Below are 20815 nucleotides of genomic sequence, written 5' to 3' on the forward strand. Positions count from 1 at the left end.
GCAGGTTATGATTCAATCGGATTTCTGACATACGATGGAGATCACGATGGCCTGGACTGAAACCGCTCGCCGACAGTATGAGCGTCGCAATTCGCGTTATGCAAGCGATTTAACGGATGCGGAATGGTCTGTGCTCGAACCGCTGATGCCTTTGCCACGACATCTCGGTCGCCCTCGAAAGACAAACCTGCGAGAAGTGGTGAACGCGCTTCTTTATATAGCTTCTTCGGGCGGTGCGTGGCGGCTTTTGCCTACTGAATTCCCACCATTCTCCACGGTGCAGAAATATTTCTACCGCTGGAGAGATGATGGCATGCTGCGGACCATCAACAACACACTTGTGATGATTGCGCGTGAACAGGCCGACAAGCAGCCCAGCCCCACGGCTGGTGTGATCGATAGCCAGTCGGTGAAAACCACGGAAAGCGGCGGAATACGAGGTTTTGATGCGGGGAAGAAGATCAACGGTCGCAAACGTCATATTGTGGTTGATACTCTCGGCCTGATGGTTGGTCTCGTGATCCATTCTGCGGGCATTCAGGACAGAGACGGCGCGCCGGATGTCTTGAAAACCATTCTCAAACGTTGGCCGTGGTTGCGGCATATCTTTGCTGACGGCGGATACGCAGGACCAAAGCTCAAAGGCAGGCTGGAAAAGGTCGGGAGGTTTACACTGGAAATCGTCAAGCGGTCTGATCGCGCTGAAGGTTTCCAACTACTCCCGCGTCGATGGGTTGTCGAACGCACATTTGCATGGCTGGGACGGTGTCGCAGACTGACCAAGGACTTCGAGAAAACCATCGCTTCCTCTGAAGCGTGGATCTACATCGCAAATATCCGCTTCCTCACCCGAAGGATCGCAAGAGCCTGATATCGTTACGTTCATTATGATTCAGGCTCTTAGAGGTTAAAGAAAATGGCGGCTGTCGCATGGACAGTCGCCATTTTCGTCTTGGCCCACGTCTTGCAAAAGATCCAGTTACTGGCCGATCGCCTTGGCCGACAAGGTGATCGTGAAGTACTGATCGCGCTTGCTTTTCTCTACAGTCGACAGCTGGGCTATACCGTAATCAGCGAATTTCCCCTGCTCGAAGTGCGGATAATACCCTTTCCAGAAATAGCGCTGCTGCGTATCACCGGCGCTCATCTTTTGTGCAGTCAAGTCAGCAACAAAGCGGGTGTCGTCTTCGCGATCGCGTGCTGTGAGAGCGACGCGAGCCTCGGTCATTTGCCAGTGACACACGCCACGTCCATAGTAATCCTCATCCAGAATCAGATCGGTATACACTGTACCGGCGTATTCGGTCGCCGAAATGGGTGAAAGACGGAATGGTTCATGGCTTGAGATAACGGGTACGTTGCCGGCAAGCCAGCGGCTCTTGCCACATTTGGCCGCATTGCGGACATCGAACTGCATAGTACCCTCTACCGATGCAAACAGCGCGCTACCTCGATCCACTGGCGAGATATCGGAAACATTTTCGAGTTTCAGCCGGATTTCATAAGCTTGCTTCGGGTTCGCATTGAGTTTGCGCAAAGGAGGCTTGGAACCGCTGACTTTCGTAACAGGGGTTGTCTGCTCTGCGGCATAACCTGGATCGCCAAAGCCGGTAGCAAAAAAGATTAGCGCCAGAAACAATCCGGATAGTCTGAAAACAAAAAGTGAGTGAACAGCACGATTCAATTTCGATCTTTCCTGTAGGTGAGAATGCGTCATCTGGCCCTTGATTAACATGTCATCCATTGTGGTGGAATTATCTTTCTACCTTACACGCCCCAAGATGGCCGCATCTAGCATCGCATCAATTCTGCTTGCGCTCCAACCTGTAATACTGGTTTCCGGGCGCTTTCGTCGCAGCGTTCTTCCAGTTGTATTGGCAAATCCAAGTTCAGTGAAGCTCTGGGGTAACTGTACTGATTGGTAAAGAATGGTGGTAGCGAAATCTCCGCAAATGTGCTAATGTGGGTTTGTGTATTTATACGGAGGCAGCCCCATGAGCCGTCTGACAATCGACATAACGGACCAGCAACACCAGAGCCTTAAGGCTCTGGCGGCCTTGCAGGGCAAGACTATCAAGCAATACGCCCTCGAACGCTTGTTCCCCGGCGATGCCAATGCTGATCAGGCATGGCAAGAGCTGAAAGCCTTGCTGGGAAGCCGCATCAGCGATGGTCTGGCAGGGGATATATCCACCAAAAGCGTAGCCGAAATTCTGGAAGATGAACTCGGCGGGGATCGCGCTTGACAGCCTATATTCTTACGGTACATGCGGAAGCCGATATGCGCCATATTATCCGCTACACACGCAAACAATGGGGCGCTGCGCAAGTCCGCCGCTATGTCGGCAAACTGGAACAAGGAATTGCCGCCCTTGCGGTCGGACAAGGCATTTTCAAGGATATGAGCGCACTCTTTCCAGAGTTGCGGATGGCACATTGCCAGCATCATTACGTTTTTTGTTTGCCGCGCGAGAGTGCGCCTGCCCTGGTGGTGGCAATTTTTCATGAACGAATGGATCTCATGGCGCGACTGGCTGACAGGCTCAAACTGGACTGAGCTATGATGGGCTCAAGAGGTTGCTATCTCAACCCAGGGTCGTTGGCTTAGCCTTTCTTTATTTGTCGCCCCGAGCGAATAATGCATCTATAGAGAGACTGGGCTACCGAGGATTCCATCAATACTCGGTAAACAACACAGACGGACAGGCTTGAGCTTGAACTCGTTTGGAGCAGCTACTCTCCAGGCAAAGAGGGTTGAAAACGATGAGCCGCAGCCGAAAGAAAACGCCAATTACCGGCATAACCACCGCCGATAGCGACAAGGCTTTCAAGGAAGCCGAGCACCGGCGCGAACGGCGTGCTCTGCGAAGCGCTGTCGAGCCTCTCGGCTGGAACTTCGATCTTGCTCGCGACACCGAAGGCTCCTGAACATAAAAGGGGCACAGATATACGGTAGACGGATATCAGGGCATTCACCGGTGATTTATATGTGACGCCTCACGAAGGCCGAGGTGGAATGCGCCGAATCTGAAAGCCTGTCTTATTCTGCTCGAAGCCAACGTCGTGATAGAACTTCAGCGCGCCATGCTGCGTCGACCGCTTCACCTCTGCTATCCACCGCGAACTACGCCAAACAGCCAACGCTGTCTGGCGCAATATCGCGCGCCTGTAATCTGACCAATCACGACATCATAGATCAACACGCATCTGTGCACAGGTTAAAGTTACGGTGCCATCCCAACTCCCCAATCCCTGTTGCTTCAGATAAAAACCGAGTAGTAGCGATGTATCGCCACAGGCACCTGCAGGGAAATCCCTGAACTAAACCGGTAAATTGCCGCGATCAGTTTCTTCGATGGCGCGCCTGAAACGTGTCACGATCGCGATTAGCTCATCCATAGTTTGGCCTCGGGGCTCCGAAAAAATAAACTGACTTGTTAGAGAGACCTCTATGAGCTTTTTACCAGCCCGAGAAACTCCCCGATATTCATCAGCCATTCCTGCTGATCGCTGTGATAGGTCGTGTGAATGCTTTTTGGCAGGACCAACCGCAGCGACTGCGCCTGCATTTCCGTGGTCTGGGTTCTGGAAATTGAGGGCTCAAGGGTCAGCAAATGCTTTTCTGAAATCCTGTTCGCTTCAGCGAGGACCTGTCGCCAGCGGTCTTTACAGGTCGTCTTGACTGCCAGCATGCGAAGGTTTTCTGCGGGGAAGGCGGGATTGGCATAGGATGCCTCATCCGGAAACAGAAAATCTGCTGCATTGCGTTTCTCAGTGGTTGCTTCACGCTTGTAAGCAATCTTATGTGCTTTCAGCACAGCTTCCACGTGATGGGCAAAGGCATAGCCGGCGCGTGACTTGCGCCGGTTCTGAACACTCAATGAAAACGACAGAAAGCCATCGACATCTGCATCACCATCGTGCAGAAACCTTCCCCCAACGCGGTGAGCGACGGGGCAACGGAGTGATCCACATGGGGCTTTTAAGTATCATCCGTCGGATGGCGCTGCACGAGAAGCAGTCGATCCGGTAAATCAGCCGACATACGGGGCTGACGCGCAACACAATTGCGAAGTATTTGAGCGCGGATATTATCGAACCGACGTTCAGGGCGCCGGAACGGCCGAGCAAGCTTGATGGTATTGCCAAGTTGTTTGACCGCAGCGTTTCCTCTATCTAGGCGACAAGAATTTACCGAGCACTTTCCCTCGTTTGAAGGGGTTTCGTTTTCCCCGTGAAGTTGTCGTCTACGCCGTCTGGGCCTATCATCGGTTCGTCTCTGGATCACGCTCTTTGGCCAACATTTTGCCGCTTGCATTCGCAGGAACCGGCCCAGGCCAAACGATAAGTGGCATATGGATGAGGCCTTCATCACGATCAGCGGAAAGAAATTCTGGTTATGGCGGGCCATTGACGCCGATGGTGACGTACTCGACATTCTGGTTCAAACTCGCCGCAACACCAAGGCTGCCAAGCGCTTTTTCTCTGGACTTGTCAAGCAATTCGGTGAACCGCGTGTCGTCGTAACGGACAAGCTGCGCAGCTCTATCAAGCCGATACAAAATCTGGCCCCGGATGCTGATCATCGGGCCAACAACGGCCTGAACAACAGAATTGAAAACGCACACCGCCAAACCAGGAAGAGAGAGAAGATGATGGGGCGGTTCAAATCGCCCCGCCAAGCACAGCGCTTCCTCAGCCCACGATCAGATAAATACCGTCTTTCGTCCCCGCCGGTACAACCTACGGCTTGAAAAAGCAACCGCCGCGCGCCCGTGCACCAATCACAAACAACTTGGCAATACCGTTTCCAGTATGTTGTCGTCAATGACGTGCTCGCCAGTTCAGTGCGTATCGGGTGAAGCGAAGCTGACCGCTGCGCGTCAACGCGCCCTTGTCGACCAAATCCTGCAAATCGCGGGTGGCGGTTGCGCGTGAGGTCTTTGTTATGGCCAGATAGTTGTCGGCACTGAGGCCACCGATAAAGCCCCCCGGTCCTGCCTCGAACAGACGCGCAATGACTTTCTCCTGACGGGGATTAAACGCCCCCCTGAACCGGTCGTAGAAATGCGCCTTGGCGATGTAGAAGGCGACGCGATCCAGTGTTGCTTGCTGAGCCCTCAGCACGGTTTGGGAAAACCACACCAACCATTCGGTGACGTCGAGGGTTCTCTGATGGATTTCCAGCTGATCGTAATAGGCCTTCCGTTGCTGTTCGATGGTAAAACTGAGCATGATCAGGCTTGGTTGCCCCAGCGATTGGGCGAGTGCTTTCTCGGCCAGCGCGCGACCAAGCCGCCCATTGCCGTCCTCAAACGGATGGATACTTTCGAACCACAAATGGCTAAGCCCGGCGCGGGTAAGCGCGGGGAGGGGCGTGCCGCTGGTCAGAGCGCTTGCGTTGAACCACGATATGAACTGACGCATTTCGTCTCGCACCTGCGCTGATGGCGGCGCCTCGAAATGGATCGTCGCACGGTCCAGCTGGCCAGAGACGATCTGCATAGCGTCGGAATGGCTGCGATAAGCACCGATACTTTCCAGATGTCGACTACCTGCCATCAACATGGTATGCCACCGAAAGAGAGTGGCATCATCAAGCGGCAGGGCATAGGTGCCATAAACGTCGACCGTCATTTCCGCGATCCCATATTCACGCGGTTGCACTGAACGCCGGTCCGTGTCCAGGCCAAGCTGTCTCCTGAGCGATGACTGGACACTTAAGCGATCCAATGTTTCGCCTTCGATCGCGCTCGTCTTGATCGCTTCGTCGCTCAAGAGTTCGATGCGCAATCGGTCGCGCTCGTCGGGATTAATGTGGCGCACAGCGCCGATGACCTCGCCGGAGGAGAGCAGAAATCGCTGTTCCAGTGCCACGAGCGCGGATGCGTCATAGCGAAAATGCGGCCAATCAGGCTGTGTCCAATTCCAGGGCATGAGGGATAAAATCCGTTTCTATCGCTCTCAATACCACATATTTATGAGTAATAGAAGCCACCCCAATCACTCGCTGCCCTGATTGCGGAGAAGATGTGCGTCCGCATTGCGCCTCCAATCCAGACGTTAGCGATACATTCACATGCTTCCCAAAACGGAAGTTCCGCTTTTTCTTGCTGCTAACGACCAGGATGAGGTGGGAAGCGGACATTCTGGTTTTGGGCGACGTGAAGATATAAGTTGCCGGACCACAAGTTTTCGGTCGAAGCACTACAGGTCACGGCAATGAAGATTTCGGTGCAGACGCTCAGCGTGTCAGATCGGCGTTTGGTCGCGGAATGGGCTGCCATATGCGCTGAGCGCGTCCTTTATTTGTTCGAAGCCGAGCGCTCCGACGATGAGCGCCCTCGCGCCGCCATTGCTCGGACACGGGCCTTTTCCCGTGGAGAGTTAAACACCGCGTCGGAAATACGTGGGCGGTTCGGCGGCGGCAGTGCGGGTCGCGATGTAAAGTCAGCAGCGGCCGCCGCGGCGGCGAGAGCGGCTGGGTGCAAATTTTCAAAATTCAGTCAATAAGGTCCAAAGATTGGGAACGTTGTTGAAAGCGTTTTACTTCGGTCTTTTTGACTGATGCTTAAGAGTCCCCGAAAGCTGACATAGACTATGGAATGGCGGAGCGCCAGTCGAGTGCTTCGGCATAAAAGTTCGAATCCCGCTCGGCCTGCCAGTTTCACCGATCACTGCTGATGGCCGCAACATCAGCAAGTAGCATCCGCACCGTCGATCGCCGCCGCTTCTACGGTAAGGCCTGACATCTCCGTGTCTACAGCAATCAATGATCTTATGGATGGTTCGCTATCGTCCGTGTTGTCGGGAACCGACAACCTGTGAACACTATCGGCGGCGCTTGAGCCACTGAAAGCGGAAATATACTTCCAGGAAGTTTTTGCGTGTGCCTACCGATGATGGCGTCGACCCTTAATTAAGAGTGCTTGTCCTAGTCAGGTGGAACTAAAGTAAGCCTCATATTGTTTAGCTTCTGTCAGAGGAACAGGAGTTTTTATCATGATTGGCCGGCCAGCGGACCTCGTCGTTCTGAACGAGGCGGATAAGAAGTTCCTTGAATCCCAGGTGCGTAAGCATAAAGCGCCACGTTCCTTGTCAGATCGTTGCCAGATGATTTTACTGTGCGCTCAGGGTCTGCACAGCAAGGAGGTTGCCGAACGCCTGGGTGTTCACGAACATACTGTTGGTAAGTGGCGCCGCCGGTTTGCACAGGATGGCATTGAAGGCCTGACAGATGAGTATCGTGCAGGTCGACCACGAACGGTTTCCGATGCGCAGGTTGCTCAGGTTGTTGAGCGTACGTTGAACACTATACCCACAGATGCCACGCACTGGTCCATCCGTTCGATGGCAGCCAATAGCGGGCTTTCGCACACCACTATCCGGCGGATCTGGCGAGCCTTTGGCTTGCAACCACATCGATCGGAGACATTCAAACTGTCCACCGATCCGCTGTTTGTTGACAAGGTCCAGGACATTGTTGGGCTTTATATGTCGCCACCAGATCGGGCGATTGTTCTATGCGTAGATGAGAAGTCGCAAATCCAGGCGCTGGATCGTGAGCAGCCAGTTCTGCCAATGGCACCGGGTATCCCTGAACGGCGGACGCATACTTATGTGCGCAATGGCACAACTTCCCTATTTGCCGCGCTCGACGTTGCCACTGGCGCGGTAATCGGTCGTTGCTACAAGCGTCACAGAGCCGCTGAATTTCTTGACTTTCTAAAACGGATCGACGCCGAATTGCCCGACGGGCCAGACGTCCATCTGGTGATGGATAACTATGCAACCCACAAGACACCTAAGATCAAAGCATGGCTCGCGCGGCGACCTCATTGGTATGTTCACTTCACACCTACGTCGGCATCCTGGATTAACCAGGTCGAACGTTGGTTTGCAGAACTGACGCGAAAGCAGTTACAGCGTGGCGCACACCGTTCAACAGCAGAACTCGAGGCTGACATTAATGCCTTCATCAAAGCACACAACGAAAGCCCCACACCCTACAAATGGGTTAAATCTGCCGATCAAATCCTCGCGTCGGTCAAGCGTTTCTGCCAGAAAACAATGAACCGAACTTCAGATTCAGGTGACTAGCTCGCCCACTATTTAAGCCAAAAGCTGATTGCTTAAATAAAACCGCCTTCGCATAATGTGTTGTGTCTGAAACAGCATCCAACTTCCGGCTCGACCGCTTTGTTGAAACTCCCGTTGGGGGAAATCGTGCAGGCCTTCGTACCGCCGTCACGGCCACCAGAACCAATTAGGCAGCCGGTTGCCCGGTACGCGCTGAATTATAATACGCGGTAAAAAAATACCTCGGTACACCGCTCCCCAAGGAAATCGTCGATGCTAAATAAGGCCCGCTTTGGTGACTGGCGCCGGATATACTTATCCGGCACTTCACCTACATATAGTGCCTGATAATACCTTTGCATCCGGTCCGCCTGGTAGATGCACTACCAGCGGTCTACCAACGAGCGGGTTCGGACTGACAATTCGGAGGGCTTGATCCGTCTAAGTAGCATCAAGACTCTTCCATTTCCTCATCAGCCGATCTGAAATCGCTGTACTCACCCTCACTTATCAAGCTTGGGAGGCCCAGCTTGTTTCGTTATCGCAATACTTAGTTGGATCGACGAAGCCCATTTATCTGGATGCTCACGATCTCTTTGGCCAAGGCAATTTTGTCGTTCTCAGTTTGAATGCTTCTCGGCTGATACCAGATGGACAACCAGTTGATCGCGCCGAGTACGGCTTTGGCCGCTATCGATACATCTACCTCCCGAATACTGCCGTCATCGATCCCGTCGCGAATTATCTGCTTGAACAAATCCTCGAACCGGCGTCGGATGGAAATAAGCTCGTTGAGTGTGCGGCGCTGATCTGGCGTGGTTGCCGCCAGTTTATGCATATGGACGCCTTGCACTACCACGGCTTCGAAAGCGACGTTGGTCATCATGGCTAGCGCATGCGCCATGAGCATCTCCTCAAGTCGGTGCAGGCCCGAGCCGTTCATCGTCATGACCGGTTCGACAGCCTTGAACAGTCGATCCATGCCTTCGCGATGCACGTCGAAGAACAAATCCGTCTTCGATGAGTAGTAGTGATAAATGCGCCCTTTGGTCGAACCCATCCTGCGCGCCACATCATCAATGCTTGTTGTGGCGAAGCCTTGCTCCATGAAGCACTGAGCGGCGGTTTCCAGGATTACGACATTCCCGGTACTGTCCGTTCGGTTATTTCGGCGGCTGTCAGCCATCTGCTACTCCGATTTATGCATAGGTAAGCGGCAGCCCAGCCTAGCAAACTTCGATGCCAAAATGCCACTAGACAAAGCCATGTTCAAGTGCATACTACTCAGTATGTTGTTGATTAATGCGGCTACCGTCCATTTCTCGACGCCTGGAGGATGTAATTTTGGAAATTAGCCCTAATTCTGCTGCGTCAGCACTCATTGCAAACGCAGAAAGCCAGCTCCTGTACTCGGACTGGATTAAGATCGATCAACAGCTTGTGGATCGGTTTGCGGACGTGATCGATGATCATCAATTCATTCACACAGACCCGGAACGCGCAGCGACGGAAAGTGTTTTTGGTGGCACTATTGCACACGGTTTTCTCGTGCTTGGCCTGTTGACCAAGCTCAGTCGTGAGGTTTTGCCGGAGGTTGCCGCGGGTATGGTTGAAATCAATTATGGGTTCGACAAAGTCCGCTTTCTCGCGCCGGTGAAGGTGGGTTCTTTCATTCGTGGTGCGTTCAATTCGAAATCGGTTCAGCCGAAGGGCAATGGCCAGCTCCAGATCCTTGGAGCGACAGTTGAAATCAAAGACGAAGCAAAGCCAGCGCTGGCCGCTGATTGGCTCATATTAACAGTAGGTTGAGGTTCACATGGCCATTTCTTATGAAAATCGTGTTGCAATTGTAACAGGTGCGGGCGGAGGGCTTGGGCGCGCTTATGCCTTCGAACTGGCAGCGCGCGGCGCAAAAGTCGTCGTGAACGATTTCGGTGGTAGCCGTGACGGTACCGGCGGAGCATCGGAAGCAGCCGAGAAGGTTGTTGCGGAAATTAGGTCCAATGGTGGCGTTGCCATTGCTGACGCTGGCAATGTCACGAAGTTCGAAGACATGCAGGCGCTGACAAAGCGCACGGTCGAGGAATTCGGTCGCATTGATATTCTCATCAACAATGCCGGGATCTTGCGCGACAAGAGCTTCGCGAAAATGGAAATGTTCGATTTTCGCGCCGTGGTTGACGTGCACCTTATTGGCTCGGCCAATGCCAGTCGCGCTGTGTGGGACATTATGAAAGGCCAGAACTATGGTCGCATCCTCATGACGACTTCCACGTCGGGGGTTTATGGGAATTTCGGCCAGTCCAACTATGGAGCGGCCAAGGCGGGCCTCGTCGGCCTGATGAATGTGTTGCATTTTGAAGGCGACAAGTACGACATTCATGTCAATGCGATTGCCCCGACTGCTGCAACGCGCATGACCGGCGATGTGCTGGACGAAGAAATGCTGGTGCGCCTCGCACCCGAAAATGTCGTTCCCGCTGCTCTCTTCCTCGTCAGTGAACAGGCGCCAAGCCGCACTGTACTTTTGGCTGGTGCGGGGACTGTGGCCCGTATGGCGATTGTAGAAAGTGAAGGGGTTTATCTACCGAAGGGTGAGCGAACACCGGAAGCCGTTGCCGCTGCTTTCACAAAGATCGATGACATGACCAATTTCATCGAGACCGACGCTGGTTTGGCGCATGTGGATCGCATCATCGCGACGTCGCGCGCTAATGAGGTTATCGAATGACGGCCTCCAAAGCGCGCCCGAAGGCTGAACCCCGGTCAGGCTACCGGGAGTTCTACGAGATGCAGACGCGCTGGAGCGATATGGACATTTATGGTCACGTCAACAATGTCGTCTATATGCAATATTGCGATGCAGCATTGAACCGGTCGCTTATTGCGTCTGGTGCTCTGGAGCTGAATGGCTCCACCCCCATTGGTATCGTTGCGCGCAATTCAACGAATTATTTCTCCGAGATTTTCTACCCTGACAATGTCGTTGTTGGGGTTCGCGTCGAGCATATCGGCAATACCAGTTTGCTGTGGGGGTTTGGCATCTTCAAGGATGGCGAAGAGCTGACCGCTGCAGTGAGTGAGTATGTGCATGTCTATGTGGACCGAGACACGCGACGGCCTGTTCCGCTTACTCCGGAACTGAGAGAATTAGCCAAAAGGCTTTACGTTCCAGCATCAGTGGAGGAGCTCTGATGAGAGAAGCTGTAATCGTATCAACTGCGCGTACGCCGATTGGCAAAGCCTATCGCGGAGCCTTCAACGACACGACTGCGCCAGCGCTGGCGGGCCACGCGATTGCCGCTGCGGTCAAGCGGGCTGGCATCGATGGCGCTGAAGTAGAGGACGTCGTCCTCGGTGCTGCGCTTCAGCAAGGCACGACCCATATGAATATCGCCCGCACGTCTTTGTTGCGGGCTGGCCTTCCGGTTTCAGTTCCGGGCCAGTCGATGGATCGTCAATGCGCATCGGGGTTGATGGCTATCGCAACAGCCGCCAAACAGATCGCCGGCGATGGTATGACGATTGCCATTGGCGGTGGCGTGGAGCAGATTTCGCTGGTGCAGAACGAGCATATGAACGTTCATCGTTGGCACGATCCATGGCTGACGGAGCATCTGCCCGCCACCTATATGAGCATGATCGAGACGGCGGAGATTGTTTCGGCGCGTTACGGTATATCGCGTGAAGCGCAGGATGAATATGCGCTGCAATCGCAGCAGCGCACTGCAGCTGCACAGGCAGCAGGCCGCCTGAACGCCGAGATCGTCCCGCTTCAGTCCACCATGCTTGTCAAGGACAAGGCCACGGGCGAGGTCTCCGCGAAAAGCGTTGAACTGGCGATGGACGAAGGCAATCGCCCTGAAACCACACTGGAGGGCTTGCGCGGATTGAAGCCGGTCTTTTCCGGTGGTCAAACTGTGGCACAGGGGGGCTTTATTACCGCTGGCAACGCCTCGCAACTGTCGGACGGTGCCTCGGCTTCCGTGCTGATGGAAGCGAAGAAAGCGGAACAGCGGGGCCTTTCGCCGCTCGGTATTTATCGCGGAATGGCTGTAGCCGGATGCGAACCCGACGAGATGGGTATCGGCCCTGTTTATGCCGTGCCGAAATTGCTCAAACAGCATGGCCTGACGGTTGATGACATCGATCTGTGGGAATTGAACGAAGCCTTTGCGGCACAGGTGCTTTATTGCCGCGACAAACTTGGCATCGATAATGAAAAATTGAATGTGAGTGGCGGCGCTATTTCGATTGGCCATCCCTATGGAATGTCGGGCGCGCGAATGACCGGGCATGCCCTCATCGAAGGCAAACGGCGCAATGGACGCTACGTGGTGGTGACCATGTGCGTCGGCGGAGGTATGGGTGCTGCGGGCCTGTTCGAAATTTGTTGATTGAAACGAAAAAGGCCGGTGAAAACCGGCCTTTTTCATAAGATTGTCTGTGTTGCTATCAATATGCGGCTTTATAAATCGCCAAGGCGTCCGCCTCGGTTACCTTGCGTGGATTGTTGACCAGAAGGCGCGTCTGTTTCATGGCGTCGCGCGCAAGCAGGGGCAGATCGTCTTCCGTGATATTCACTTCGCGCAAAGTCTGTGGCACGCCAAGCTCACGGCTGAGTTCTGCCAGCTTTTCAACAAAGGCTTCAGCACGTTTTTGTGCCGATACTGCGCCGAGTTCCGGGAAAACATCTGCTGCAATTTCTGCATAAACGTGGCCTGCTTCCGGCAGGTTGAAGCGCAGCACATGCGTAAGCACGAGCGCATTGGACAAGCCGTGCGGCACATGGAAATGCCCACCAATTGGGTAGGCGAGGGCATGCACAGCTGCAACCGGAGAATTGGCAAAGGCCTGCCCGGCAAGCAGCGAGCCGAGCAGCATGGCGGCGCGAGCGTCGCAGTTGCCGCCCTCAAACACAGCGGTGCGGATATTGGCGCCGAGCAGTTGCAGCGCGTTGCGTGCCAGCGAGCGCGACAAAGGGTTGTTGTTGGCGGAAGCTGAAGCATAAGCTTCGATAGCATGCACCATTGCATCGATGCCGGTTGCGGCGGTGACCGCTGCTGGCAAACCGACGGTCAAATCCGCATCGAGAAGTGCCATGTCCGGCAGCAGAAAAGGCGAGACCACGCCCTTCTTCTCCGCTGCTCCGGTGGTGATAATTGATATTGGTGTGACTTCCGACCCCGTGCCCGCGGTCGTCGGTACCAGCACGAGCGGAAGGCGTGGCCCGCGCGCGATGTTGACGCCATAAATGTCGTTTAGCGTTTCACCGCTTTTTGCCAACAGGGCGGCAACCTTTGCAACATCCATTGATGAGCCACCGCCAATGGCGAGAACACCAGTTGCTTCATGGGCGACAATCTGGCCTTTCAGCGCCAGAACATTGCTTTCCGGTGGGTCGGCCTGCACATCATCGAAGATCGAAACGGCAATGCCCGCCTGCTCCAATGTGTTTGTGGCCGGGCTCAGCAATCCGAGCTTACGCAATCCCTTGTCGGTGACGATAACAACGCGCTTGCCCAACAAATGCCCGGCAATATCGACAATCCTCGACAGTCCGCCGGTTTGTTGCACGATGGATGGCGTCGTGTTGAAGACGAAGTTTTCCATGATGTTTCAGGTCTTTCGATTCTGAGAGATCAGCTTGCGCGCTTCACGTTGAGCTCGCGATCGATCGTGTCTCCGGTAATGCCTTCGCTGCGTAGTACATGTTTCTGGATTTTACCGCTCGAGGTTTTTGGAAGAGATTCCAAAATTCGCACATAGCGAGGCACCATGAAGCGGGGCAGACGGCCTGTCAAAAACTCCAGCAGTTCTCCGGCTACGATTTTCTGTCCCTCAACTGGGGTTACGGCGATAAGAACTTCATCCTCGCTCAATTCGCTTGGCACTGCGATAGCCGCGCACTCTTTGACGCTGTCGTGGAAAAGCACTTCGGCTTCCAAAGCGAAGGAAGAGATATTTTCGCCACGCCGTCGGATGACGTCTTTCAGGCGATCAACGAAGAAATAGACGCCATTTTCGTCCTTGCGAAAGCTGTCTCCGGTGTGAAACCAGCCATTGCGCATGGCTTCGACGGTTGCTTTTGGGTTGTTGTAATAGCCTTTCATCAAGGCCCAGGGGCGGTCGGAGCGAACGACCAATTCGCCGGCCGCGCCATCTGGCACTTCGATGTCGTTCTCGTCAACCACACGCAACTGATACCAAGGGCGCGGCTTTCCGGCGATTCCCTTTTGCGTAATGCCGGGCCCGGCAACAAGCGGGCTGGCAATTTCGGTCATGTTGTAGATGGTCCAGGCCTCCACGCCAAATCTCTCGGCGAATAACGGACCATCCTCACCGAACGGGGTGATGAAGGCGCGCCGCAGCGGGTGGCTGCGATCATCCGGTGAAACGGGCTGTTTCAGAAGAAAACTCGCCATGACGCCGAGCAACAGGCAATAGGTCGAGCCCGTGTCCCGGACGGCCTGCCAGAAATGCTGCGTTTTGAACTCGCGCATCATGCCGATGGAAAGGCCGCGCGCCAGCATGGCATAGACGTAAAGGGTGGAGCCGCAATGGAAGATCGGGCCGCAGATCATGCAGCGATCCGTTTCATTGACGCAGTCAAAGGCATCTGGACCCATCGTATAAAGCTGCGCATAAGAGGTTACGACGCCTTTGGCATTGCCTGTCGTACCAGAGGTGTACATGACAGCAAGCGTGTCCCACGGCTCAATCGGTTTGTCGAGAACAAGTTCGGTTTCACTCACTGTTTGAACGTCAATCAAGGGCAGGATTTCTACGCCGGCGACTGCACAGCTTACAGAGCCTTCGACCACCAGAACTTTGCGCAGCTTGCCGGGAGCGACATCCAGCAAACGTTCCAACAGCTCGGCGTGGGCAATCATCAGCGAGGCATCCGCGTCCTCCAGTACATGTTCCAGCGGGCGTCCGAGTGCTGCGGTGTTGATCGGCACATAGACCGCACCGATATAGTTGATCGCGAACCAGGTGGTGAGCAGATCCGGCCCGTTACCCATAAAGCAAAGCACATGGTCACCGCGTTTTACGCCATGGGATTTCAGCGTGGCTGCACGTTGGCGAACGCAGTCACGGGTCGTCTTGTAATCCCACTTCGTCGATGGCCAAAAATGCACGAATGGTGCCGTGGGGTGTTCGGTTGCATATTGATCAAGAAGATATCGCAACACGGAATGGTTACGGTTGAGCGCACGCTGGTCTGGCGTCATTTTCTGAATTCCTCCTACCCGGCCGCAACTAAACCTTCAAAAGAGGGCAGTTGCAAACCCGTTTGATATATGCAACATACTCGGTAGTATGTCAAAGCGAAAACAACTGGGAGGATGGTAATGGCCATAGTCGATATCAAGCGCGAGGGACCGATTGCGGTGGCGCGCTATGACCGCGGCGGCAAGGCCAATGCTCTCAATGAAGAAGCGATCAAGGCGCTCATAAAGGCTGCTGACGAGTTAGCGGCAGATGACAGTGTTCAGGTCGTTATTATAGCTGGAACTGGAAGCCGCTTTTCCGGTGGCGTTGATCTGAAGGACGAGAATCTCTGGCGCACCAATGCGGATTCTGTTGCGCGCCACACGGCCATGTCGCTTGGCGGCGTTATGTGCGATCGGTGGCGGTTGCTGCCACAGATCACCATCGCAGCGGTTGAAGGCCCGGCGGTTGGTGGCGGTGGCATCCTGGCTTTGGCAGCCGATTTCCGCGTTTTGGCGGAAGGTGCCTTCTTCCAGTTTCCGGAAGTTCGTTTGGGCATGACGCTGGGTTGGGGCGGGTTGCCCCTGCTTTCATCGTTGATCGGCCCCACGCGCGCCAAGCGTGTGCTTTTCGCTAATGAGCGGATCGGAGAGCAGGACGCGCTCAATATGGGGCTTTGCGACAAGATTGCCCCAGCGGGCGGTGCGGTCGAAACCGCAAAGATTTTCGCGCAGACCGTCGCCGAATGCCCACCCTTGGCCTTGCGGATGACGAAAAGGGCTATTGATCAAGAACACCGCGCCAACTGGGCCGCACCCTATCAAGCCGACCAGTTTTATCTGGCGAGACTGATTGCGGAAAGCAGCGGCCAGTCGGGCTGACACCGTTGATAATTTGGGAGGAGGAAACATGAAAATGAAATCAATGATGCTTTCGGGTGCTTTTGCCGCCATGATGCTCGCAAGCCCGGCATTGGCGGAACCGGTTCGACTGGGCGTGCTGACGGATATGTCCGGCATGAATTTCGATCTTGCTGGCGACGGCTCGGTTGTAGCTGCCAAGATGGCCGTGGAAGATTTCGGTGGCACGTTGAATGGGGAGCCGATCGAAATCATCGTGGGCGACCATCAGAACAAGCCGGATATCGGTTCGACGCTGGCGCGCAGCTGGATCGATGAGAAGAATGTCAAAGCCATCATCGATGTACCAACATCGTCGGTCGCCATGGCCGTTCAGGAAATCACACGTGACAAGGACGTAGCGTTTCTTGCCTCCACAGCGGGTTCCTCGGACCTGACGGGCAAAGCTTGCTCACCGACGACAGTGCAGTGGACCTGGGACACTTATTCGCTCGCCAATGGCACCGGTCGCGCCATGACACAAGAGGGCGGTAAGAAGTGGTACTTCATTACTGTTGACTATACATTCGGGCATGCGCTGGAGCGCGATACCGCGGAAGCCGTCAAGGCAAGCGGTGGTGAAGTTGTGGGTTCGGTGCGTCATCCGCGTGAAACCACCGATTTCTCTTCTTTCCTGCTACAGGCGCAAGCATCGGGCGCTGACGTGATTGCTCTTGCAAACTCGTCGGGCGACACGATGACCGCGCTCAAGCAGGCCAGTGAATATGGCATTACTCAGGGTGGCCAGAAGATTGCTGGCATGCTGCTGTTTCTCTCCGACGTTCACAGCGTTGGGCTCGAAACTGCAAAGGGCCTGACACTGACCACCGGCTTTTACTGGGATTATGATGACCAAACCCGTGCTTGGTCGAAGCGTTTCGGGGAACGGATGAACGGCAAGATGCCGACAATGGTTCATGCGGGCGTTTATTCGTCTGTCATGAATTATCTCAAGGCGTCCGAAGCGGCAAAATCCACCAGCGGCAAGGCCGTGCTCGACAAGATGCGCACGATGGATATCAATGACTTCTTCGCACGTAATGCGAAGCTGCGCGCCGACGGTCGTATGGTTCACGACATGTATCTTGTTCAGGTCAAGTCACCTGAGGAATCCAAGGGACCGTGGGACTACTACAAAGTTCTGCGCACAATCCCCGGTGACGAAGCATTCCGCCCACTCGACAAGGGCGGCTGCCCGCTGGTAACGCAGTAAAAAGAGGCTGGTTGAATGAACGCAGCAACTGGCAATATGACGGCCCTGCATGAAGCAGGGCCGAACGATGGCGGCTCATCCGGCAAGACCGTTCTTTCGGCACGCGGACTGGGCAAGTCTTTTGGCGGCTTTCATGCAGTCAAGAATGTCGACCTCGATGTGGAACATGCTCGTGTTCACGCGTTGATCGGCCCCAACGGCGCAGGCAAAACCACGGTTTTCAATCTCCTGACCAAGTTCTTGCAGCCATCGAGTGGCGAGATCACGCTTCTGGGCGAAACCATCACCAAGACTGATCCGGCCAAGGTGGCCCGCATGGGTTTGGTGCGCTCGTTCCAGATTTCGGCCACCTTTCCGCACCTGACCGTGCTGGAAAATGTAAAGGTCGCATTGCAGCGTCCCAATGGGCTTGCCACACAGTTCTGGCGCTCGCTGTCAGCACTCGACCGGCTCGACGCACAGGCCATCGAGCTTCTGGAGCGGGTCGGCCTTGCCGATGCCCGTCATGCACTGGCCGCCGATCTGTCCTATGGCCGCAAGCGCGCGCTCGAAATCGCCACCACGCTGGCGCTTGATCCGAAGGTTCTGCTGCTCGATGAGCCGATGGCGGGCATGGGCCATGAAGATGTCCATACCATTGCCGCCCTCATTGCCGATGTGGCGAAGGATCGCGCGGTCTTGATGGTCGAACACAATCTCAAGGTGGTGGCCGACATTGCCCACCACGTCACGGTGCTGCAGCGCGGCGAAATTCTCGCCTCCGGCGATTATGCCACCGTCTCCAGGGACGAGCGCGTGCGCACCGCCTATATGGGAACCGAACATGAATAGAGGCCAACCGCTATTATCCGTGCGCGGGCTCAATGCCTGGTATGGCGAAAGCCATGCCCTGCACGGCGTCGACCTCGATATCTGGCCCGGCGAAACCATCACGCTTCTTGGCCGCAACGGCGTCGGCAAGACGACGACGCTGCGTGCCATCATGGGCATCATCCGCAAGCGCACTGGCACCATCACGCTCGACGGCAAGGACATCATGCGCGTGCCGCTGCATCGCATCGCCCATGCAGGTCTCGGTTTTGTGCCCGAAGAGCGCGGCATCTTTGCCACCTTGAGCGTGCATGAAAACCTGCTTTTGCCGCCTGTCGTCGCCAAAGGCAGTCAGGGCACGATGTCGCTCGACGAAATCTACGAACTCTTTCCCAATCTGCATGAGCGCCGCAACAGCCCCGGCACCAAGCTTTCGGGTGGCGAACAGCAGATGCTGGCAATTGCGCGCATCCTGCGCACCGGGGTCAAGGTGCTGCTGCTCGACGAGCCGACCGAAGGTCTTGCGCCCGTTATCGTGCAGCGCATCGGCGATGTGCTGGTGGAGTTGAAAAAACGTGGCATGACGGTGTTGCTGGTCGAGCAGAATTTCCGCTTCGCCGCCAAGGTCGCCGACCGCTTTTATCTCATGGATCATGGCGTGGTGACGGAAAACTTCCCCACCGCCGAACTGCCCGCCCGCATGGCGGCGCTCAACGAAGCGCTGGGGGTATGACACGATGACAATGATTTTTGGAATACCTTTGCAGGCACTTCTCGGGCAGCTGCTGGTCGGCCTCATCAACGGCTCCTTCTATGCCATGCTGAGTCTCGGCCTTGCCATCATCTTCGGGCTTCTGCGCATCATCAATTTCGCCCATGGCGCGCAATATATGCTGGGTGCCTTTGTCGGCTATCTGCTGTTGAGCTGGCTTGGCATCGGCTACTGGCCAGCGCTGATCCTCGCCCCGCTTATCGTCGGCCTCGGTGGCGCGATCATCGAGCGCGTGGCCCTGTCGCGGCTCTACAATCTCGATCCGCTCTATGGCCTGCTCTTCACCTTCGGCCTTGCCCTCGTGATCGAAGGCACGTTCCGCTATTATTATGGTGCTGCCGGTCAGCCCTATGCCGTGCCGCCTTCGCTTGCGGGCGGGCACAATCTCGGCTTCATGTTCCTGCCGAACTATCGCGCCTGGGTGGTCGTCGCCTCGCTTTTCGTCTGCCTCGGCACCTGGCTCCTGATCGAAAAGACCAAGCTTGGCGCCTATCTGCGCGCCGCGACGGAAAACCCCACTTTGGTCAAGGCCTTCGGCATCAATGTGCCGCTGCTCCTCACCTTCACCTATGCGTTGGGTGCGGCGCTTGCCGGTGTTGCGGGCATCATGGCCGCGCCGATCTATCAGGTCAGCCCGCTGATGGGGTCCAACATCATCATCGTGGTCTTTGCCGTGGTGGTCGTCGGCGGCATGGGCTCGATCCTGGGCGCCATCATCACCGGTTATGTGCTGGGGCTGGCGGAAGGCCTCACCAAGGTCTTCTATCCGGAAGCCTCCAGCATCGTCATCTTCGTCATCATGGCTATCGTCCTTCTGGTTCGACCCGCCGGACTGTTCGGGAAGGAGGCCTGATATGGCTGATACTGCTCTCAAGACCGCTCTCAGGGCCACCGCAGCCCCGCGCGACAGCAAGGCGCCTGCCGTCAACAGCCTCTCGGTCATCGTCCTCGGCATCGCCCTTGTGGGACTGCTGGCTGCACCCTTCATGGTCTACCCCATCTTCCTGATGAAGATGTTGTGCTTTGCGCTGTTCGCCTCCGCCTTCAATCTTCTCTTGGGCTATACCGGCATTCTGTCCTTCGGCCATGCGGCCTTCTTCGGCGGCGCTGCCTATATCACAGCCCATACGGTGAAAGTCTGGGGCGTCACGCCGGAACTCGGTCTCGTACTCGGCGTTCTCGCCGCAGCCGCCCTTGGCCTCGTCATCGGTTATCTCGCCATTCGCCGTCAGGGCATCTATTCGACGATGATTACGCTGGCATTGGCGCAAATGTTCTTCTTCTTCTGCCTGCAAGCCACCTTCACCCATGGCGAAGACGGATTGCAGGGTGTGCCGCGTGGATATCTCTTCGGCATCATCGACCTCAACCAGCCGATGAACATGTATTATTTCGTGCTGGCCGTGTTCGTCCTTGGCGTCTTCGTCATCTGGCGCATCATCAACTCGCCCTTCGGCATGATCCTGAAGTCGGTACGCGAAAACGAGAACCGCGCGGTTTCGCTCGGCTATTCCGTCAACCGCTACAAGCTTGCAGCCTTCGTCATGTCGGCAGCACTCGCGGGTCTTGCAGGCGGCCTGAAGGCGCTTGTCTTCCAGTTTGCAACGCTGACCGATGTCGGCTGGCAGATGTCGGGCGAAGTGATCCTCATGACGCTTCTGGGCGGTATCGGAACACTCATAGGCCCCATCGTCGGCGCTGCTTTCGTCGTTGCGCTGCAGAACTATCTCGCAACATCCGACTTCCCGGTAACGATCGTGACGGGCGTCATCTTCATGGCATGCGTCCTCCTCTTCCGTAAGGGAATCGTAGGCGAGTTCTATGGAT

The 20815-nt window shown here is 55.4% G+C and carries 22 protein-coding genes and 2 pseudogenes; 18 read left to right on the forward strand and 6 right to left on the reverse strand.

Annotated features, from left to right (window positions below; genetic code table 11):
- Positions 1 to 46: 46 nt before the first annotated feature.
- A complete protein-coding gene (locus AAE521_RS26110) occupies positions 47 to 871 on the forward strand; it encodes an IS5 family transposase (RefSeq protein ID WP_342060385.1) in 825 nt (274 codons plus the stop codon).
- A 108-nt stretch (positions 872 to 979) separates the two neighbouring features.
- Here AAE521_RS26110 and AAE521_RS26115 read toward each other — a convergent pair whose 3' ends face one another.
- Positions 980 to 1735 carry a hypothetical protein gene (locus AAE521_RS26115; RefSeq protein ID WP_143132851.1) on the reverse strand — a complete coding sequence of 252 codons (756 nt, stop codon included), beginning with the start codon at positions 1733 to 1735 and terminating at the stop codon, positions 980 to 982.
- Between the two features lie 259 nt (positions 1736 to 1994).
- Here AAE521_RS26115 and AAE521_RS26120 point away from each other — a divergent pair, with 259 nt between their 5' ends.
- The 3 genes from AAE521_RS26120 (at position 1995) to AAE521_RS26130 (ending at position 2928) form a co-directional block, all read left to right on the forward strand.
- Entirely contained in the window at positions 1995 to 2246 is a 252-nt protein-coding gene (locus tag AAE521_RS26120; RefSeq protein WP_071634018.1) for an antitoxin, read from the forward strand.
- A complete protein-coding gene (locus tag AAE521_RS26125; RefSeq protein ID WP_071634019.1) occupies positions 2243 to 2557 on the forward strand; it encodes a type II toxin-antitoxin system RelE/ParE family toxin in 315 nt (104 codons plus the stop codon). Before AAE521_RS26120 ends, AAE521_RS26125 begins: the two co-directional genes overlap by 4 nt.
- A gap of 206 nt (positions 2558 to 2763) precedes the next feature.
- Positions 2764 to 2928: a hypothetical protein gene (locus AAE521_RS26130; RefSeq protein ID WP_167375576.1), complete on the forward strand. Its 165-nt coding sequence runs from the start codon at positions 2764 to 2766 to the stop codon at positions 2926 to 2928.
- Positions 2929 to 3449: 521 nt separating this feature from the next.
- Here the strand turns inward: AAE521_RS26130 and AAE521_RS26135 are convergent.
- Entirely contained in the window at positions 3450 to 3926 is a 477-nt protein-coding gene (locus AAE521_RS26135) for a type II restriction endonuclease (protein WP_342062938.1), read from the reverse strand.
- 38 nt (positions 3927 to 3964) lie between these two features.
- On the opposite strand from AAE521_RS26135, the pseudogene AAE521_RS26800 reads away from it, so the two are divergent.
- Positions 3965 to 4147 (forward strand): annotated as a pseudogene (locus tag AAE521_RS26800) (IS21 family transposase); the annotation flags it as partial.
- Positions 4148 to 4212: 65 nt separating this feature from the next.
- A pseudogene (locus AAE521_RS26140) lies at positions 4213 to 4773 on the forward strand (IS6 family transposase); the annotation flags it as partial.
- 51 nt (positions 4774 to 4824) lie between these two features.
- Here AAE521_RS26140 and AAE521_RS26145 read toward each other — a convergent pair.
- Positions 4825 to 5937 carry a Fic family protein gene (locus AAE521_RS26145; protein ID WP_342062930.1) on the reverse strand — a complete coding sequence of 371 codons (1113 nt, stop codon included), beginning with the start codon at positions 5935 to 5937 and terminating at the stop codon, positions 4825 to 4827.
- Positions 5938 to 6222: 285 nt separating this feature from the next.
- Between AAE521_RS26145 and AAE521_RS26805 the strand changes: the two genes are divergently transcribed.
- Both AAE521_RS26805 and AAE521_RS26150 read left to right on the forward strand, forming a co-directional pair.
- Positions 6223 to 6513 carry a putative immunity protein gene (locus AAE521_RS26805; protein ID WP_371264663.1) on the forward strand — a complete coding sequence of 97 codons (291 nt, stop codon included), beginning with the start codon at positions 6223 to 6225 and terminating at the stop codon, positions 6511 to 6513.
- 489 nt (positions 6514 to 7002) lie between these two features.
- Positions 7003 to 8100, forward strand: a complete 1098-nt coding sequence (locus AAE521_RS26150; protein ID WP_105543390.1) for an IS630 family transposase — start codon at positions 7003 to 7005, stop codon at positions 8098 to 8100.
- A 529-nt stretch (positions 8101 to 8629) separates the two neighbouring features.
- Here the strand turns inward: AAE521_RS26150 and AAE521_RS26155 are convergent.
- A complete protein-coding gene (locus AAE521_RS26155; protein WP_342062931.1) occupies positions 8630 to 9265 on the reverse strand; it encodes a TetR/AcrR family transcriptional regulator in 636 nt (211 codons plus the stop codon).
- Between the two features lie 158 nt (positions 9266 to 9423).
- Between AAE521_RS26155 and AAE521_RS26160 the strand changes: the two genes are divergently transcribed.
- From AAE521_RS26160 to AAE521_RS26175, 4 genes are read left to right on the forward strand one after another with little or no spacing between them, the layout of a single operon-like run.
- Complete coding sequence (locus AAE521_RS26160) at positions 9424 to 9888, forward strand: MaoC family dehydratase (RefSeq protein ID WP_342062939.1); 465 nt, start codon at positions 9424 to 9426, stop codon at positions 9886 to 9888.
- Positions 9889 to 9895: 7 nt separating this feature from the next.
- Entirely contained in the window at positions 9896 to 10810 is a 915-nt protein-coding gene (locus AAE521_RS26165) for an SDR family NAD(P)-dependent oxidoreductase (protein ID WP_342062932.1), read from the forward strand.
- The gene (locus AAE521_RS26170; RefSeq protein ID WP_342062933.1) at positions 10807 to 11274 is read left to right on the forward strand and encodes an acyl-CoA thioesterase; all 468 of its coding nucleotides are present in this window, start codon (positions 10807 to 10809) and stop codon (positions 11272 to 11274) included. Before AAE521_RS26165 ends, AAE521_RS26170 begins: the two co-directional genes overlap by 4 nt.
- Complete coding sequence (locus AAE521_RS26175; protein WP_342062934.1) at positions 11274 to 12476, forward strand: acetyl-CoA C-acyltransferase; 1203 nt, start codon at positions 11274 to 11276, stop codon at positions 12474 to 12476. Before AAE521_RS26170 ends, AAE521_RS26175 begins: the two co-directional genes overlap by 1 nt.
- Before the next feature lie 58 nt (positions 12477 to 12534).
- On the opposite strand, the gene AAE521_RS26180 is transcribed toward AAE521_RS26175, so the two are convergent.
- Both AAE521_RS26180 and AAE521_RS26185 read right to left on the reverse strand, forming a co-directional pair.
- Complete coding sequence (locus AAE521_RS26180; RefSeq protein WP_342062935.1) at positions 12535 to 13692, reverse strand: iron-containing alcohol dehydrogenase; 1158 nt, start codon at positions 13690 to 13692, stop codon at positions 12535 to 12537.
- A gap of 29 nt (positions 13693 to 13721) precedes the next feature.
- Positions 13722 to 15314: an AMP-binding protein gene (locus tag AAE521_RS26185; RefSeq protein ID WP_342062936.1), complete on the reverse strand. Its 1593-nt coding sequence runs from the start codon at positions 15312 to 15314 to the stop codon at positions 13722 to 13724.
- A gap of 120 nt (positions 15315 to 15434) precedes the next feature.
- Between AAE521_RS26185 and AAE521_RS26190 the strand changes: the two genes are divergently transcribed.
- The 6 genes from AAE521_RS26190 to AAE521_RS26215 all read left to right on the forward strand — a co-directional run.
- The gene (locus AAE521_RS26190) at positions 15435 to 16175 is read left to right on the forward strand and encodes an enoyl-CoA hydratase/isomerase family protein (RefSeq protein ID WP_071634496.1); all 741 of its coding nucleotides are present in this window, start codon (positions 15435 to 15437) and stop codon (positions 16173 to 16175) included.
- Between the two features lie 28 nt (positions 16176 to 16203).
- The gene (locus AAE521_RS26195) at positions 16204 to 17406 is read left to right on the forward strand and encodes an ABC transporter substrate-binding protein (protein WP_342062937.1); all 1203 of its coding nucleotides are present in this window, start codon (positions 16204 to 16206) and stop codon (positions 17404 to 17406) included.
- Positions 17407 to 17421: 15 nt separating this feature from the next.
- The gene (locus AAE521_RS26200) at positions 17422 to 18237 is read left to right on the forward strand and encodes an ABC transporter ATP-binding protein (RefSeq protein ID WP_342061775.1); all 816 of its coding nucleotides are present in this window, start codon (positions 17422 to 17424) and stop codon (positions 18235 to 18237) included.
- A complete protein-coding gene (locus AAE521_RS26205) occupies positions 18230 to 18949 on the forward strand; it encodes an ABC transporter ATP-binding protein (protein WP_010659467.1) in 720 nt (239 codons plus the stop codon). The genes AAE521_RS26200 and AAE521_RS26205 overlap by 8 nt, the downstream gene beginning before the upstream one ends.
- Before the next feature lie 4 nt (positions 18950 to 18953).
- A complete protein-coding gene (locus AAE521_RS26210) occupies positions 18954 to 19841 on the forward strand; it encodes a branched-chain amino acid ABC transporter permease (RefSeq protein ID WP_010659466.1) in 888 nt (295 codons plus the stop codon).
- Between the two features lies 1 nt (position 19842).
- The coding region (locus AAE521_RS26215; RefSeq protein WP_342061776.1) for a branched-chain amino acid ABC transporter permease at positions 19843 to 20815 on the forward strand (973 nt) is incomplete at its 3' end.

Origin of the sequence: Brucella cytisi, from assembly GCF_038433355.1 — a bacterium.
GTDB classification, from domain to species: Bacteria; Pseudomonadota; Alphaproteobacteria; order Rhizobiales; family Rhizobiaceae; genus Brucella; species Brucella cytisi.